This is a genomic window from Flavobacterium sp. I-STPP5a (genome assembly GCF_009764685.1).
In the GTDB taxonomy this organism is placed as follows: Bacteria; Bacteroidota; Bacteroidia; order Flavobacteriales; family Flavobacteriaceae; genus Flavobacterium.
Genome location: NZ_VHLM01000039.1, coordinates 1 through 17,547, shown reverse-complemented (window position 1 = coordinate 17,547; position 17,547 = coordinate 1). Strand labels below are relative to the sequence as shown.

Here is a 17,547-nt window from a genome sequence, read left to right as displayed (position 1 = left end):
TTTTGTGCCAAATAATTAGTGGAAAGTAAACAACTCATAATATTATTGGAAAGTACAAAACAGTATCGCACGGATCAAGTACCTTTGTTTTTTTAAATTTGATATAATGAAACTTCATATAAAAAATAACTTCACATCTGAATTACCGGCTGATCTTGACCTTGAAAATACTCCAAGGCAAGTTGAACAAGCCTGCTTCTCCTATGTAACGCCAGTAAAACCAAGCAATCCTGAATTAATTCATTCTTCTGCTGAAGTGGCCAATACTATCGGACTTAATGAAGAAGATATTGCATCAACAGCATTTTTAAATACGTTTTCAGGTACTACCATTTATCCTGAAACTAAGCCTTATGCCTTGTGTTATGCAGGTCACCAGTTTGGGAATTGGGCTGGACAACTAGGAGATGGGCGTGCCATAAATTTAACTGAAGTTCTACATAACAATGAATCGTATACGTTGCAACTGAAAGGTGCTGGGCCTACACCATATTCTAGAAATGCAGATGGATTTGCGGTTTTGCGCTCTTCCATTAGAGAATACTTATGTGCCGAGGCCATGCATTATTTAGGAGTTCCCACAACTCGTTCGCTTTCGTTAATTTTATCTGGAGATCCCGTTTTACGCGATGTTTTGTACAATGGAAATCCTGCTTATGAGAAAGGCGCTATTGTAGCAAGAGTGGCTCCATCTTTTATTCGTTTTGGAAGTTTTGAAATTTTTGCCGCGCGTGAAGATCACGAAAATTTAAAATTACTGGCCGATTATACTATTAAACACCATTTTTCACGTATCCAAAAGGAAGGAATCGAAAAATACTTAGCCTTTTTTCAAGAAGTTACTCAAACCACGCTCAATATGATTGTTAACTGGCAGCGCGTTGGTTTTGTGCATGGTGTAATGAATACGGATAATATGTCTATTCACGGGATTACAATTGATTATGGTCCTTACGGTTGGTTAGAAGATTTTAATCCTGGATGGACTCCCAATACTACAGACAGGCAGCACAAGAGATACCGTTATGGTAATCAACCCGAAATGGCATTGTGGAATTTATACCAACTAGCAAATGCATTGTATCCTTTAATTCAAGATGCTAAGCCGCTGGAAGCTATTCTTGAGGCATTCAGTACCAATTACGAAAAGGAGTATTTGAAAATGATGCAAAATAAGATGGGTCTCCAAATCAAAAAAGAAGAGGATGTTGTCTTGATTCATAGTTTGGTTGAATTACTTCAACTAGTAGAAACCGATATGACTATTTTCTTTAGGAATCTAAGCGATGTTACCAAAGTAGCTACTTCGAAAGATGCTTTCAATACTGTTAAAGCTGCTTTTTACAATGAAAAGGATTTAGATGAAACTATCTTGAGTGAATGGTACGATTGGTTTGAAAAGTACAGCATTCGAATTAATGAAGAGGTTATTTCTGATTTAGAAAGAAAAGAACAAATGGATAAAGTAAATCCCAAGTATGTATTGCGAAATTACATGGCGCAATTGTGTATTGATGATGCGGATAAAGGAGATTACGGTTTGCTAAATGAATTATTTGAAATGCTGCAAAAACCTTATGATGAGCAACCTAATTTCCAAAAATGGTTTGCCAAAAGACCGGATTGGGCTAGAGATAAAGTGGGATGTTCGATGTTAAGTTGTAGTTCGTAAAATGGGATTTAAAAAGCATTGAAAGCAGAATCTATTTAACTCCTATGGCTTCATGACCTCTTAATAAAATCTTATTTTTATGATCTAAATTTTCTTTAGTTTTTCCTAATATGTTGATAATATCAAATTTCGTGTCGCTTTTCCTTAAATTGTAAAATGCTTCTGAATTAGTGACTTCAACTTCTAAAATATAGTTGCGGTCTATTTTGAAAGTGTCAATATTGTCTTTTATAAATGCTCCATTTACCATATAAATGACGTCGTTACTTTTAATTTTTGTAAATTCAGTTTTGATTTTTTCTAAAGTTAGAAAGTCGTATTTCTTGGGGTTTTTGGAAGTAAAGTAAATCTGACCACGAAACAAAACAGCATTTATTATGGTGTCCTTTTTGACAACATTCACAGATTCAATTTCATTTGGGTTGATATATTCAATTGCATTTCTTGCAATTAAGTTAGAATCAATAAACACTGCTGGTTCTTCTGTTTTAATATTTTGGCCAAAAAATAATGTTGTAAAAAATAATATCGAGAAGGTAAGGAGGCATTTCATATTTGAAGGTGTGAATTCATTGATACAAACCAAATATACAAAAAATCCCGAACTCTCATTCAGGATTTAGTTAGGTATTAATTTCCTAATTCTTGAATCACATCCGATTCGTAAATATGAAAACCTTTTGTATTTTTTTGCGCTATGCGATAAAGTGCTTTTGCAACTGTATTTCCGTGTATGGCTTTGTATTTTTTTAGTTTTCCAACGAATACAAATGATACTAATTTCATGACAAATGCACCAGCTTTTTCTGCAAATCTAAATTCATTTCGATCACCCAATAGGAGGGAAGGTTGCAGAATGGAAACGTTTTCAAAATTACAAGTTTTAAGAAAATCTTGAATTTCGCCTTTTGTCTTTAAATAAAAATTTGAAGACGTGGCATTGGCATCCAGTGAAGAGATCAATAAATAATTTTTCACTTTATTCTCTTGCGAAAAAAGGGCAAATTGTTTAGGATATTCAAAGTCTACTTTTTTAAATGCTTTTTGGCTATCAGCTTTTTTTATGGTAGTGCCAATGGTACAAAAGAAATCATCGCCTACAACCCATTCCTTATAGCTTTCGGGTTTGTCAAAGTCAATGACGTGTTGGGTTAATTTGGTGTTTTGTATTCCCGTATCTCTTTTTACAAAGGTTACAACGCTTGTGTATTCAGGGCTTTTTAAAAGTATTTGGAGTAATTCAGATCCAATAAGACCTGTGCTGCCAATAATCAAGGCTGTTTTCACAATTATGATTTTTTATTTTTCCCGAAATTATATTTCACTTTCTCCACCACTTGCACTTTTGGAGTCCCTTTAGCAAATGTTTTTTTGAAAGGCTTTTTAGCGGCAGGTTTTGTTTTTGATGGAGCTTCGTCACCTCGTGCTCTTTCAGAATCTTTAGCTTTAGCTTTGAATTCTGTTCTTTCCCCGGCGCCTTCTTTCACTGGAATTTGGGCTTTGTGTTTGGCTAAAACATCATTTGGATTTTTTGGATTTTCCTTAGTTCCACGCAAGTGAATCACTAGTCCGTTCAAGAAATTACGCAATACTTGGTCGCCACATTCCATGTAATTTTCATGTTTTTCATCACGAAAAAAAGCACCCAACTCCGATTTTGTAATTCTAAAATCTACTAATTCTAATATTTCAACTATTTGGTCGTCACGAAGCATAAGTGCCACGCGAAGTTTTTTAAAGATATCGTTATTTGTCATCATATTCTAATTTTATACAAAGGTACGTTTTAAAAGCATTTAGAATACAATTTTCAATTTAGAATTGGTTTGCGATCGCATTTCTACTTGATAATTTAAAATAAAATAATATTTTAGCACAAAATATAGATTATGAACGAATTTGAGGAAAGACGCAGTTTGTTGCTTGAAATGATAGCTTTTTCAACTGTTGATGGAAAATTACACAAACGAGAATATGAATTTCTGTCAATAGTAGCACAAGCTTTAGGAATAGAAAAAGATGTTTTCAAAGATTTATTTCATCAAGAAATTCCTCAATTGCCTATAAAAACAGAGTTTCTGAGAATTCAACAATTTTATAGATTGGCTTTGTTAATGTATTGTGATGGTGTGATACATGAAAAAGAATTAGCGTCTATCCAGCAAATAGCTATTGACATGGGATTGAATCCTATTGCAACGAAACGTATTTTAAAATTAATGAGTGAATCGCCAAATGCTATAATTGATGGAGCGGTTTTATTGAACATTTTTCAGGAGCAGCATAACTAGGTCAATTGACCTTGCAAGGCTTTAATCTCATCTCTAAGTTTTGCGGCTTGCATAAAGTCTAATTCTTTTGCCGCTTTTTCCATGGATTTTCTCTTCTCTCGAATGAGTTTCTCCAGTTCAGGTTTAGACAGATAAAGATTTTCTGGCTCTGCTGCAGTGTTTAAAGTAGCACCTAATTCATAATCTACAAGAGGATTTTTAGTAAAGGCGCTTTCTATTTTTTTGTTCAACGCCATTGGAACCTCGTTATGTTGGGTATTGTAATTGATTTGTTTGGTTCTTCTGTATGAAGTTTCGTCGATGGTTTTTTGCATGCTAGCCGTAATTTTATCGGCATACATGATTGCTTTTCCATTTAGGTTTCTCGCTGCACGACCAATTGTTTGGGTAAGCGATCGATGGCTTCTTAGAAAACCTTCTTTGTCAGCATCTAAGATTGCTACAAGAGAAACTTCGGGTAAATCTAATCCTTCACGAAGTAAGTTGACACCTATTAGAACATCGAAAATTCCTTTCCTAAGGTCTTGCATGATTTCAATTCGTTCCAAAGTATCCACTTCTGAATGGATATAACGACAACGGATATGAACTTTAGTTAAATATTTAGCCAGTTCTTCGGCCATTCTTTTGGTCAAAGTAGTGACTAGAACACGCTCGTCAATTTCGGCTCGAACTTGAATTTCTTCGATTAAATCATCAATTTGGTTCAAGCTAGGTCTTATTTCAATAATAGGATCCAACAGTCCTGTGGGGCGAATCACTTGCTCTACCACAACACCATCTGTTTTTTGTAACTCATAATCAGCAGGTGTTGCCGAAACGTAAATAACTTGATTTTGCATGGCTTCGAATTCCTCAAATTTCAAAGGACGATTGTCCATTGCGGCAGGAAGTCTAAATCCGTATTCAACCAAGTTCTCTTTACGGCTGCGATCACCGCCATACATTGCGCTTACTTGTGAGAGTGTTACATGGCTTTCATCTACGACCATCAAGTAATCTTTAGGGAAATAGTCTAGCAAGCAAAAAGGTCTTGTACCTGGTAAACGCCCATCTAAGTAACGAGAGTAATTTTCGATACCGGAACAATATCCTAATTCCCGAATCATTTCTAAGTCGAAATTGGTTCGTTCTTCCAGCCTTTTAGCTTCAAGATGTTTGCCTATTTCTTTAAAATAATCAACTTGTTTTACCAAGTCTTGTTGGATTTCCCAAATGGCATTTTGCAATACATCTGGCGAAGTCACAAACATATTAGCAGGATAAATCGTTAGCCGATCAAATTTTTCAAGGACTTGAGAATTTTTAGTATCAAAGCTTTCTATTTCTTCAATTTCATCCCCAAAGAAATGAATTCTATAGGCTTCATCGGCGTAGCTAGGATAAACATCAACGGTATCACCTTTTATCCTGAAACTTCCAGGATTAAAATCAGCTTCGGTTCTAGAATACAAACTTTGAACAAGTTGGTGTAATAATTTGGTCCGAGAAATAAGTTGTCCTTTCTCTATTGGGATTAGGTTTTTTTGAAATTCAATTGGGTTACCAATACCATACAAACACGAAACGGATGCTACAACCAGAATATCTCTACGTCCTGAAAGCAACGAAGCAGTGGTTGACATTCGCATTTTTTCTAGCTCTTCATTGATGGATAAATCCTTTTCAATAAAAACGCCAGTAACAGGCATGAAAGCTTCAGGCTGATAATAATCGTAGTACGAAACAAAATATTCTACTGCATTGTTCGGGAAAAATTGTTTGAATTCCGAGTACAACTGAGCCGCTAATGTTTTGTTGTGTGCCAAAACCAGGGTAGGGCGTTGCACTTCTTGAATAACATTAGCTACGGTAAAAGTTTTACCAGAACCGGTAACACCTAAAAGTGTTTGGAATTGATCACCATCTACAATGCCTTGCGCTAATTTTGCAATAGCTTGAGGTTGGTCACCTTTGGGCTGGTAATCGGATACTACTTGAAAATTCATGTCTTGGAATTACTTCACACAAAGATACGACTCAATTCAAGAAAATATGTTTTTAAAAACTTAAAACTTCCATGCTTTTTGTTGTGCTGAACTCAAGAAAGTCCAAGCTAAAATACGGCTTGTTTTTTGGCCTTGAGCCATATCAATAGTTTTGATTTCGACAGCGCTTACTTTGTTTAGTGTTTTGTATAAACTAGAAAGATTTTCTTTTTTGGACACTAAAGTCGTAAACCAAAGACACTGCAGAGGATATTTTGCACTTTCGTAAATCATTTGGGTGACAAACCCAAGTTCTCCGCCTTCACAAAATAATTCGGCATTGTGACCCCCAAAGTTTAAAACAGGCTTTGTCGTTTTACTTGTACCGCTATTAGATTGTAAATTGTTTATTTTTCTTAAGGTACTTTTAGTAGCCTCATCTTGTGATGAGTGAAAAGGAGGATTGCAAATTGTAAAGGTGAATTTATCCTCAGGCGTTATAATATTTTTAAATATAAAACGTGATTCCGTTTGTTGTTGCAAGCTAATTAAATCAATGAGTTTCGGATTGTTTTCGATGATAGTACTGCAGTTTTGAATTGCTTTTGTATCAATATCTGTCCCTACAAAACTCCAGCCGTAAACAGAACAACCAATAAGTGGATAGATGCAATTGGCACCCACACCAATATCTAACCCTTGAACAGTTTCGCCCTCAGGAATGACTCCGTTGTTGCTAGAGGCTAATAAATCTGCTAAATAATGAATATAATCAGCTCTACCAGGAATAGGCGGGCACAAATAATTGTTAGGAATATCCCAATTTTGAATATCAAAGTGCTGCATCAAAAGCGCTTTGTTTAAAGCTTTTACCGCCTCAGGATCACTAAAATCGATGGTTTCAGTTCCGTGTTCATTGGTTTTAACAAATTCACTTAGGGATGGATACGTAGTAATTAATTCTTTAAAATCATACCCTGTCCTGTCCAGATTCCTTGGGTGTAAATTTGTTTTTTCAGTACTCATTTTAAATCGTTCGTTCTTATTTTGGGTGCAAAGATAACCATAAGTAGTTTGCTAATGTAAAGTTAATGTGATTAAACAGCTGGAAAAGAAATCATAAAATTTAATTGAGACTTTTTTTGAAGCTTAAAAACGGCTACTTTTATGAAAAAAATGAATTTTATAGCAGCTCGATTCGTTTTCAAGAAGCGTTATTTAGTAATTTCAATAATAGTACTTTACTTGTTTTTGTGTCAAGCTTGTATGACTATGCGGTTTACTCCTAAAGAAACGACTTCATTTTTTTCAAAATCTCAAACGACGTATCAAGACACGACCTTTCAAAGCGGTGGTTTTAAGTTGCATTATGTAGCCACTGGATCAGATTTAAACCCAGTATTATTTTTTGTTCATGGTTCGCCAGGGAGTTGGAATGCTTTCAAAGAGTATTTAGTAGATCCAGATTTACTAAAAAAATACCGAATGATTGCTATTGACCGTCCTGGATTTGGGTACAGTGATTTTGGGGATGCTCAAAATTTGGCAACACAATCACAGTTTATATCCACATTTATCAAATCTCAAAATTTTAAAAAGCCAGTTACGTTGGTAGGGCATTCATTAGGCGGTCCGCTTGTTGCACAACTTGCGGTTGATCATCCTGAGTGGTATAAAAGGATAGTAGTTTTAGCGGGATCTCTTGATCCAAAAGCTGAAAAACCAGAAAAATGGCGAACAGTAATTAAGACAATTCCGTTGCGATATTTAATTCCAGGAGCGTTGAGACCCTCAAACGATGAATTGTGGTGGTTAAAAAAAGACTTGGTAACCTTAGAAAACCAACTTTATAAAATTGATTGCGAAGTGACCATTGTACATGGCACTAAGGATGTTCTAGTACCTTACAGCAATGTGGATTACATGAAAGAGAAGTTTGTAAACGCTAAAAAATTGACTGTAAAAACCATTCCCGAAGCCAATCATTTTATCCCATGGAGTCATTATGCTATTGTTAAAAGCGTTATTTTAGACGAAGAAACTAAAAATTAATCCAGACATTCCATAAGTAGCAAATCACCTTCTTCATGAAGTATGGTAACTAATCCATCTTGAGCCACGTGGTTACTACTGCCAGTTCGATATCCTATAGTTAAGGTATCGTTTTGAAGCGGATAAAATAAATTATCAGAGTGAATTCCTGTTACTTGTCCTATTGGGATTAATGAAATAGGAGTTTGTGCTGTATACCATTTTTCGAATTTTCTAGGCAACAAAAATACTTTAGAGTGATCGTCTAGAATCACAATTTTCAGTAGGTTTCGGTATTTTGGGATGTTGGTTAGGTTCGTAATCGTATGGTCGGCTCTTTTTCCTGTTGCCCAAACCACATTTACAGCAGGTATTTTTCTATTAATTAAATAATCAAAAGCTTTCTCAAGGTCTGTTTTGTTTTGGTCAGGTGTATGAACAATTTCGAGCGGATATTGAGAAGTTTTATAGATTTCAGGATCAAAACCACGGTCAAAATCACCCAAGAGTACATCTACTTTTATGTCTAGTTCCATAACCCGCACCATAGCAGAGTCTAGTACAATTACAAGAGGAGACCACTCCAGCAATTGACCTAAAAGTTCAGGATTACAGGATGCGCCATTAGCAATTATTAAGGCAGGTTCTTGATCGTCCCGAACGATATGATGTGATGACATGTTTACTAATTTTGGTTTGGAGTACAAATATACTTATTCAACCGTATAATTTCTTACCTCCGTCTCGCTTAATGAAAAATACCCAAGCGGATAGTTTTCTGGTGTGGACGAGTTGATGATATTTCCTCTGACAGTTGCTGGCGGTGCTTGAAATGGCCCACCTCCATTGTTACCAGCAATACTTACTAGAACACTCATATAATTGTAATAGGCTTTTGAAATTCCGATATGCGTTACCTCAATGAGATCCCCTTTCTTAAGTTCGTCGTTTTGAGAAATGCTAAAAAATTCATTGCCATTGAAAAACTCATCTTGATCCACATAATAATCTGCTTTTACTTGATTAGAATAGCTGTATTTGTAGAGGTAATAATTGGCAGTTCCTGCAGGATCTTGGTAAAAAGTTTTAATTTCTTTATTGTTTCCGGTAAAGCCACCTTTGTCATTTTGAACAATTTTGGTAATTGAAGCAACAGGTTTTAATGTTTCTGTGGCAGTATAGGTAACGCCTTTGTTAATGATATTTAGCGTGTAAGTCTCATTAAGAACGGGGTTAAAATTGGTGCAAACATATTCTCCAGGTGTTCCTGTTTCAGTAAAAACAAAAATCGTGTTAGTGCTATTTTTTATAGTCACGGTAGCCCCTGAAACTTTTGGAATTTTAGTGTCATAAAAACCAGTAGTGGTTGATAGTTTAATGGTTTGTACTGTACCACTTGTTCCTTTTTTCCAGTTTATTGCGGCCTCTATAACTAGTTTTGGCGCAGCATTATTCAAGTCAACATTTATTACATCTTCACAACCAGTGGTAATGCAAGCGCTAATTAGGATAAAGAGAAGGATTGCTTTTTTCATCATCTGAAATTTTAAAAATATTTTAAGTACTAAAATTTAAAGTTGTAACTCACTGCTGGAACCATCCCAAAAATAGAGGTTCTTACGGCTTCATTATTGCCTGTGTCTGCGTTTTGTCTAAAATTGATTGACGCAGCATTACGACGGTTGTATACATTATAAATACTAAAAACCCATTCGCCTTTCCATTGTCTATTTTTATTTTTTGTAGGAGTTAAGGTAGCTGCTAGATCTAAGTGGTGGTAGGCTGGTAATCTATTTTCATTGCGCAATCCATAGCTAGGAACAACTATGCCCAAATACTCGTATTGCCCACTTGGGTAGGTTACTGGTTGGCCTGTTTGAAGTGCAAAGTTAGCACCAAAAGACCATTTGTCATTTAAATTATAGGATGAGGTAACAGCAATATTATGTAACTTGTCATATACAGAGTTGTACCACTGACCATTGTTTATCCCTGTTTCTAGCGGAGTTCTTCCCGGTGTTTGTTGCTCGGATTTTGATAGTGTATACGAAATCCACCCGTTTAGTTTGCCTTCATTTTTACGCAACATAATTTCCAAACCGTAGGATCTTAATTGTCCATTTAAAATAATTTGCTCAATAGCTTTATTCGCAATTAAATCGGCACCATCAATATAGTCCAATCGGTTTTGAACCTCTTTGTAATAGGTTTCAACCTCAAGAGAATACATGTCATCATTAAAATTTTTAAAATAGCCCAATGCAACTTGATCTGCAATTTGAGGCTTGATAAAATTGTCACTCGGTGTCCACACGTCTAGCGGAGTAGGAGATGAGGTGTTAGAAATTAATTGTAAATACTGTACCATCCTGTTGTAACTGGCTTTTACAGATTGTTCCTCATTAATTTGGTACGCAATTGACAAGCGTGGTTCAAGATAATTATAGTTCTTAATGACCTTGTTTTTACCATAAAATTGAGAACTTATGGGTGTAGCTTTTTCATAAATTTGCAACTGAGGATCAAAAAGGACTGGATTGTTGTTTTCATAAATATTTACCGTAGATTGCCCTAATCTATAAAACATACTGTAACGAAGTCCATAAGAAAGCGCTATTTTATTAGATATTTCATGATCTGCATTTAAGTAAAGTGCTGGTTCAAAAGCGTATTTTTTATCCAGCTGGTCAAAGTTAATTCCAGAATTTTCATTGCTAGGTTTTATGGTGCCGGGATTGAATTCATAGTAAATGGCGTTCAGTCCATAATTCAATTTGAACTTATCTGAAATGTAGTTTTTAAAGTCGTATTTAACGTTGTAGTTTTTAATACCAGAATCCCATTTGAAACCTACAAAATCCAAATCCAAACCATAATAATAGTCACTGTAGATTAGTGATAAGTTTGAAAATAATTTTTCTGAAAATAAGTGATTCCACCTTAGGTTTAAAGTAGCATTCCCGTAAATATTGGTAAAACTTTCGTTAAGACTGAAAACATCTCGACCAAAATACCCCGACAAGTATAAACTGTTATTCGGGTTTAATTTATAGCTCAGTTTTGTATTTAAATCATAAAAATAAGCAGAGTTGTCTTTTTGCTCTTCAGAAAGTTTCAAGAACAAATGTGCATAAGAGCTGCGACCGCCTATCAAGAAAGATCCTTTGTCTTTTACTAGTGGTCCTTCAGCCAAAATTCTACTGGATATTAACCCAATTCCACCGTTTACATGAAATTCTTTGCTGTTACCATCTTTTTGATAAATATCCAGAACAGATGAAGCTCTTCCGCCATATCGTGCTGGAATTCCACCTTTATACAACTTTAAATCTTTGATAGCATCAGGATTAAAAACAGAGAAAAATCCAAAAACATGTGAAGAATTGAAAATTGTTGCTTCATCTAATAAAATTAAGTTTTGATCAGCTCCACCACCTCGCACATTAAATCCGGAGGCACCTTCGCCAGCATTGGTAACGCCAGGTAATAGTAAAATAGATTTTAAAACATCAACTTCTCCCATTACAACGGGCATTTTTTTGATTGCAGAAATGGAGAGTTTATTCACGCTCATCTCTGGTTTTTTGATGTCAATTTTAGTTTTATTGTCGGTGATAATTACTTCCTTTAAAATGGTTTCATTACCCACTAGTTTGAAATTCCGAATCGTATTTTGGTTCAAATCAATAGATTCTTCAAGCGTTTGAAACCCCAAGTAACTTACTTGTACGGTGTAAATTCCCTTAGGAACTGTGATTGAAAAAAACCCATATTCATTAGTAGTAACACCTGTTTTTAAACTTGGTAAAACAACATTAACGCCTATTAAAGACTCGTTACTGCTTGCATCGATTATAGTTCCGCTAAGGGTGAATTTTTCCTGAGCAAATGAGCAAAATGACGATAGTACAACTATAAAGTACAGAATGTATTTTTTTGAGTTCATTGTTTTATTTTTATCAGAATGAAAGTACAAATTACTCAAATAGTTTGGTAATTTGCATCTAACACATGTTAAGGTATTGCTAAGATAAAAAAAGACAACTTTTTACAGTTGTCTTCTTTTTTTTGTATCACTATTGTTATTCTACTTATGCAATTTTTGCTAAAATGGCATTGAATGTTGCACTAGGTCGCATGGTTTTGCTTGTCAACTCTGGATTAGGTTGATAATGTCCATTGATATGTTGAGGTTGGCCTTGAGCTGCAATAAGTTCAGTATTAATGCTTGCTTCATTAGCTAACAACTCAGTTGCAATAGGAGTAAAAATCGCTTTTAATGAAGGTTCTTTATCTTGAGCAGCAAGAGCTTCTGCCCAGTACATAGCCAAGTAAAACTGTGATCCACGATTGTCAATTCCACCTATTTTACGTGCAGGCGATTTGTCATTTGCTAAGAATTTTTCAGTAGCTACATCTAATGTTTCAGCAAGAACAATTGCTTTACTATTGTGTAAAGTTTGTCCTAAATGTTCTAAAGAAGCTCCAAGTGCTAGGAATTCTCCAAGAGAGTCCCAACGCAAGTATCCTTCTTCTGTAAATTGCTCAACGTGCTTAGGAGCTGATCCACCTGCGCCAGTTTCAAACAATCCACCACCATTCATCAAAGGAACAATAGATAGCATTTTTGCAGATGTTCCTACTTCTAAAATTGGGAATAAATCAGTTAAGTAATCACGTAATACATTTCCTGTTACAGAGATCGTATCTTGTCCTTTTATGATGCGCTCTAAGGTAAAGTTAGTAGCCTCGATAGGGTTTAAAATCTGAATGTCTAATCCAGTAGTGTCAAAATCTTGTAAATAGCGGTTTACTTTTACGATCAATTCTCTATCGTGTGCTCTGTTGTTATCTAGCCAGAAAATCGCTGGAGTATTAGACAAACGAGCTCTGTTTACAGCTAGTTTTACCCAGTCTTGAATCGGAGCGTCTTTGGCTTGACACATTCTAAAAATATCATTTGTTTCAACAGTTTGTTCCATTAAAACAGTTCCATTGGTATCTACTACTCGAACTACACCATCCGTTGCAATTTGGAAAGTCTTGTCGTGAGATCCGTATTCTTCGGCTTTTTGTGCCATCAATCCTACGTTTGGTACACTTCCCATTGTTGTAGGGTCAAAAGCGCCGTGTTTTTTACAAAAATCAATAGTTGCTGTGTACACACCTGCATAACTGCGGTCTGGTATCATGGCAACTGTATCTTGTTGCTTGCCTTCTTTGTTGTACATCTGACCTGAAGTACGAATCATTGCTGGCATAGATGCGTCAACAATAACGTCAGATGGAACGTGTAAGTTTGTAATTCCTTTATCAGAATTTACCATTGCCAATGCAGGACCATTTTCGATAGCTGCGTTTAATGCGGCTTCAACTTCGGCTTGCATTGGGTTGCCCGCTATTTTTGCGTACACATCGCCTAAACCATTGCGGGTGTCAATGTTTAACTCTTGGAATAAAGTAGCATATTTTTCGAATACTGATGCAAAATATACTTCTACGATAGCGCCAAAAATGATTGGGTCTGAAACTTTCATCATCGTAGCCTTCAAGTGAACCGATAGTAAAACGTTTAATTGTTTTGCTTCGGCAATAGTCTTCGCTACAAATGTTTTTAGTGCTTGTAAGTTCAATACAGCGCTGTCAATGATCTCACCAGCTTTTAGCGGAGTGCTTGCTTTTAATATAGTTGTAGTTCCGTCTTTGGCTACTAATTCAATTTTTACATCTGTAGCTTCAGTCAAAGTAACTGACTTTTCACTCCCGTAAAAATCTCCATTTTCCATAGAGGCAACGTACGTTTTTGAGTCGGCAGTCCAAGCTCCCATTGAATGTGGGTTGGCTTTAGCATAATTCTTAACCGCTTTTGGTGCTCTTCTGTCTGAATTTCCTTCGCGTAAAACAGGATTTACAGCAGATCCTAATATTTTAGAGTATTTTGCTTTGATGGCAGTCTCTGCATCGTTTTGTGGCTCTTCAGGAAAGTTTGGTAATTGGTATCCATGAGATTGTAGTTCAGCAATAGCTGCTTTCAATTGCGGTACAGATGCAGATACGTTTGGTAATTTTATAATATTGGCTTCTGGAGTAGTGGCTAGTTGTCCAAGTTCAAGTAAGGAATCAGCTGTTTTTTGATCTTCAGTCAAAAACTCCGGAAAGTTAGATAAGATTCTACCCGCTAATGAAATGTCTCTAGTTTCAATTTCAATGTCAGAAGTTCTTGTAAATGCTTGTACAATAGGTAAAAATGAATAAGTGGCTAGTAATGGCGCTTCATCAGTAAGCGTGTAAAAAATTTTTGATTTCTGTGTCATTTTTTTATTTTTATAATCGAATCACGTTAAATGTAGCTTATTCAAGGAATTTTTTCCTGAAATAAGACGCACAAATATATGAAAATCAGATGTAATTGAGGGATGATTTGTGAGAGAAAAACTCGAATTTCAGGATTACTAACGTACTATTTGCAAATTGTTATATTTCAGGTTACAATCCTACTAAATTCTAAATTTATAAGGAAGTTATAAACAAAAAAAAGTCCCAAACATGTTGGGACTTTTATTATAAAGAGATATTTGACTATCTTCTTTTGTCTTTAATCTTAGCTTTTTTACCAGTAAGTTCTCTGAAGTAGAAAATTCTAGCTCTACGAACTGCACCTTTTTTGTTGATTTCAATTTTTTGTAATGCAGGTAAGTTCACTGGGAAAATACGCTCTACTCCAATTGCACCAGACATTTTACGGATTGTAAAAGTTTCAGTATTAGCTGAACCTCTTCTTTGAATTACAACTCCTTTAAAGAACTGAGTTCTTGTTTTTTCACCCTCTCTAATTTCGTAGAAAACAGTGATCGTGTCTCCAGCTGCAAAAACTGGGAAATCTTTTCTTGTTACAAACTCGTCTTGAACGAATTTCATTAAATCTGCCATGATTGTATTTTATTATGGTTTAATTTAGGTCAACATTCACGGATCTCGCCAGAGGTTAACTTAATGTGGGTGCAAAAGTAAAAAAAAATGTTTAAAGTTTAAAGTTTTTCTTGTTTAAAGTTTAGAAGTTCTTGGTTTTTAGTCTCAGTTTGCAGTTTTCAGTCACGGTAATCAGTCACAGTATTCAGTTAAAGTATTCAGTCTAAGTCTCGGTTTACAGTGTCAGTTTTCAGTTTTCAGTCAAAAATTTCTATGATTTGCTGTGAATTAAATTTTGCAACCAAATTTACTTGGATTATTGATCATGAAATTAATTAACTTTCCAATTTCGATGGTTTGGTTATTTAATTCAGTGAACGTTGCTAAGTCTATATACTCGCACTTTAATGCAAATTCTAGCCATACACTTGTCTCTGAGTTTTCAGCATCGCTGTCTGTTAATTTACTGATGAAATGATTGGGATATCGCCTTTTTCTATAGGCCTCGGCAATGTTAGCTGAAACACTTCTCGAGGAGCGGCGCATTTGATCTGTAAGAGCGTATTTCTCTTCTTTTGGGAATGATTTTGATAAATTAAAGATATTCATTGCTAACAAAAACGATTTCTGAAATGCTGCTAATTCTTTGAAATCCATGATTTTCTTTATTTAGGTTGCTTTTTTTAGTTTTCAGTCTCAGTTTTCAGTCTCAGTTTTCAGTCTCAGTTTTCAGTCTCAGTTTTCAGTCTCAGTTTTCAGTCTCAGTTTTCAGTCTCAGTTTTCAGTCTCAGTTTTCAGTCTCAGTTTTCAGTTTTCAGTTCGTATTTTGTAGTGAAATTACTAAAAAAAAATCAACAACGACTGTCCACTGTGACTGCGACTACCCACTGTGACTGGAGACTGTCCATTTTTGCCAATAACTCGAAAACTGCGACTGCCCACTGTGACTGCAAACTGTCCTAATCCTCCAACAAATCTGGTCTTCTATTTTTAGTATGTTCATAGGCCATATCCTCGCGCCATTGGTCAATTTTGGCAAAGTTACCACTCGTTAAAACCTCTGGAACTTTCCATCCTTTGTAGTCTGCAGGTCGTGTGTAAATAGGTCCTGACAACAACCCATCTTGAAAACTATCAGTCAAAGCCGAAGTTTCATCACTCAATACCCCAGGAATCAACCTGATTAAAGCATCGGATAACACTAAAGCTCCCAATTCACCACCCGATAAAACATAATCCCCAATAGAAATTTCTTTGGTAATAAAATGATCGCGCACACGCTGGTCTACGCCTTTGTAGTGGCCACATAAAATAATAATGTTTTCATACAAGGACATCGTATTCGCCATTTTCTGGTTGAGTGTTTCTCCATCGGGCGACATGTAAATCACTTCGTCGTAGGTACGTTCGCTTTTTAAGTGCGTAATGCAAGCATCAATAGGTTGCACGGTCATCACCATTCCAGCGCCGCCACCATATGGATAATCGTCAACACTTTTTTGTTTGTTAGTCGTGTAATCGCGCAGGTTATGAAAATGAACTTCCACCAATCCTTTATCAATAGCACGTTTCATAATCGAAGCTTCAAACGGGCTTCTCAACAACTCAGGCAAAACGGTAACAATATCAATGCGCATAATTTTTCTTAAAAAGGTTCTAAGCAACAAAGATACAAAGTTGCTAAGGTTTTCTAATAATCAAATACCCATTTCAACCATTAAACTTTTCTTTAGGAGCTTGATCCAGCTATACGTTACAATCTTATACGCCATCCCGGGGTTTCGGGACTATCTGGGCTAAGGCGTCTGTATTTCAAGATAGTTTCCGTTTGTACAAGTTCGAAAATTATTCTTTTGATGTAAAGATAGTTTCGTGATTTGTAACTAATTATTTATATATTTGGGAATAAATTTAGTATGGCGTATGTTAGACAAAGCCACTCAATTGTGGTTTAATTGGTCTGGTATTCTTAGAATCAGATATAAGTTAGGTAACACATTACAAAAAAAACGAAAAATGACCAAAGAAAGTAGATCAACTTTTGTAAAAGAAAAAGGAAAGGAACATTTAGATAAAGATTTTCTCGAAGAACTAAAACATAAAATTTGGTCAACTAAAGGAACTAGATTTTATGCAGACACGAGAAATAAAACAACAGCTAAATACTCGAATTTAGGTCTAGCATTTTTATCAGCTTATTTAATCATATTCGGTTTCTTATCAGTTTACAATTTATATAATCCAAAAGAATACAATCCAAATTTAATTGCATTTGCTATAACGGCAATTTCAATATTTCTACTTATTTTCTCAGTTTTTGAAAACACACAAAATTATTTGGTAAAAGCCAAAAATTTTCACGATTGTGCGCTTGACCTTGCTGATGTTTATAATGAATTACAGAATTACAAATCTTATGAAACTGATGCAACAGAAAAAGAAAAAATGCAATTTTGTTTTAAACTTCAAGAAAAATATCAAATAATCTTACGTAAATACGAAAATCACGAACCAATCGATAATAAAAAATTTCGTTTAAGTTATCCAGACCAATAGCGTCCTAAACATTTAAAAAAAGAAAAGAAAAAGAGGGTAATTTTTGTATCTCAAATTAACTTTGAGTTGCACAACAAAAAAGCCCTCTTCTATGTCAAATATAACTTTGTTTTCTCAAATA

Annotated in this window: 16 protein-coding genes; 4 read left to right on the top strand and 12 right to left on the bottom strand. The window is 35.2% G+C overall.

The window, feature by feature from the left end; genetic code table 11:
• Positions 1-103: 103 nt before the first annotated feature.
• Positions 104-1,672: a YdiU family protein gene (locus FJV36_RS07685; protein WP_199250896.1), complete on the top strand. Its 1,569-nt coding sequence runs from the start codon at positions 104-106 to the stop codon at positions 1,670-1,672.
• A gap of 31 nt (positions 1,673-1,703) precedes the next feature.
• Here the strand turns inward: FJV36_RS07685 and FJV36_RS07680 are convergent, their stop codons facing one another.
• The 3 genes from FJV36_RS07680 to FJV36_RS07670 form a co-directional block, all read right to left on the bottom strand.
• The gene (locus FJV36_RS07680) at positions 1,704-2,225 is read right to left on the bottom strand and encodes a hypothetical protein (protein WP_158728922.1); all 522 of its coding nucleotides are present in this window, start codon (positions 2,223-2,225) and stop codon (positions 1,704-1,706) included.
• A 77-nt stretch (positions 2,226-2,302) separates the two neighbouring features.
• On the bottom strand, positions 2,303-2,959 hold the full coding sequence (locus tag FJV36_RS07675; RefSeq protein ID WP_199250895.1) for an oxidoreductase: 657 nt from the start codon (positions 2,957-2,959) through the stop codon (positions 2,303-2,305).
• Between the two features lie 2 nt (positions 2,960-2,961).
• A complete protein-coding gene (locus FJV36_RS07670; protein ID WP_086453877.1) occupies positions 2,962-3,429 on the bottom strand; it encodes a DUF1456 family protein in 468 nt (155 codons plus the stop codon).
• 132 nt (positions 3,430-3,561) lie between these two features.
• On the opposite strand from FJV36_RS07670, the gene FJV36_RS07665 reads away from it, so the two are divergent.
• Positions 3,562-3,963: an excinuclease ABC subunit B gene (locus FJV36_RS07665; protein ID WP_158728921.1), complete on the top strand. Its 402-nt coding sequence runs from the start codon at positions 3,562-3,564 to the stop codon at positions 3,961-3,963.
• Here the strand turns inward: FJV36_RS07665 and uvrB are convergent.
• Positions 3,960-5,951, bottom strand: a complete 1,992-nt coding sequence (gene uvrB / locus FJV36_RS07660; protein ID WP_158728920.1) for an excinuclease ABC subunit UvrB — start codon at positions 5,949-5,951, stop codon at positions 3,960-3,962. The two genes, FJV36_RS07665 and uvrB, sit on opposite strands and share 4 nt — an antisense overlap.
• Before the next feature lie 60 nt (positions 5,952-6,011).
• Positions 6,012-6,956, bottom strand: coding sequence for a 23S rRNA (adenine(1618)-N(6))-methyltransferase RlmF (gene rlmF / locus FJV36_RS07655; RefSeq protein WP_158728919.1), 945 nt, complete (start codon positions 6,954-6,956; stop codon positions 6,012-6,014).
• Between the two features lie 141 nt (positions 6,957-7,097).
• Between rlmF and FJV36_RS07650 the strand changes: the two genes are divergently transcribed.
• Positions 7,098-7,982 (top strand): alpha/beta fold hydrolase, encoded by an 885-nt coding sequence (locus FJV36_RS07650; RefSeq protein WP_158980978.1) that lies wholly within the window; start codon positions 7,098-7,100, stop codon positions 7,980-7,982.
• On the opposite strand, the gene FJV36_RS07645 is transcribed toward FJV36_RS07650, so the two are convergent.
• The 7 genes from FJV36_RS07645 to trmD form a co-directional block, all read right to left on the bottom strand.
• Positions 7,979-8,641 (bottom strand): thiamine diphosphokinase, encoded by a 663-nt coding sequence (locus tag FJV36_RS07645; RefSeq protein WP_158728917.1) that lies wholly within the window; start codon positions 8,639-8,641, stop codon positions 7,979-7,981. The two genes, FJV36_RS07650 and FJV36_RS07645, sit on opposite strands and share 4 nt — an antisense overlap.
• A 33-nt stretch (positions 8,642-8,674) precedes the next feature.
• Positions 8,675-9,496, bottom strand: coding sequence for a DUF4249 domain-containing protein (locus FJV36_RS07640; RefSeq protein WP_158728916.1), 822 nt, complete (start codon positions 9,494-9,496; stop codon positions 8,675-8,677).
• Positions 9,497-9,525: 29 nt separating this feature from the next.
• Positions 9,526-11,907, bottom strand: a complete 2,382-nt coding sequence (locus FJV36_RS07635) for a TonB-dependent receptor (protein WP_158728915.1) — start codon at positions 11,905-11,907, stop codon at positions 9,526-9,528.
• 145 nt (positions 11,908-12,052) lie between these two features.
• Positions 12,053-14,275, bottom strand: coding sequence for an NADP-dependent isocitrate dehydrogenase (locus FJV36_RS07630; RefSeq protein WP_158728914.1), 2,223 nt, complete (start codon positions 14,273-14,275; stop codon positions 12,053-12,055).
• Positions 14,276-14,540: 265 nt separating this feature from the next.
• On the bottom strand, positions 14,541-14,891 hold the full coding sequence (gene rplS / locus FJV36_RS07625) for a 50S ribosomal protein L19 (protein WP_086453886.1): 351 nt from the start codon (positions 14,889-14,891) through the stop codon (positions 14,541-14,543).
• Between the two features lie 267 nt (positions 14,892-15,158).
• Positions 15,159-15,527: a four helix bundle protein gene (locus FJV36_RS07620; protein ID WP_158728913.1), complete on the bottom strand. Its 369-nt coding sequence runs from the start codon at positions 15,525-15,527 to the stop codon at positions 15,159-15,161.
• A 302-nt stretch (positions 15,528-15,829) separates the two neighbouring features.
• Positions 15,830-16,507 carry a tRNA (guanosine(37)-N1)-methyltransferase TrmD gene (trmD, locus tag FJV36_RS07615; RefSeq protein ID WP_086453888.1) on the bottom strand — a complete coding sequence of 226 codons (678 nt, stop codon included), beginning with the start codon at positions 16,505-16,507 and terminating at the stop codon, positions 15,830-15,832.
• A 286-nt stretch (positions 16,508-16,793) separates the two neighbouring features.
• On the opposite strand from trmD, the gene FJV36_RS07610 reads away from it, so the two are divergent.
• The gene (locus FJV36_RS07610; protein WP_158980976.1) at positions 16,794-17,426 is read left to right on the top strand and encodes an SLATT domain-containing protein; all 633 of its coding nucleotides are present in this window, start codon (positions 16,794-16,796) and stop codon (positions 17,424-17,426) included.
• Positions 17,427-17,547: the final 121 nt, after the last annotated feature.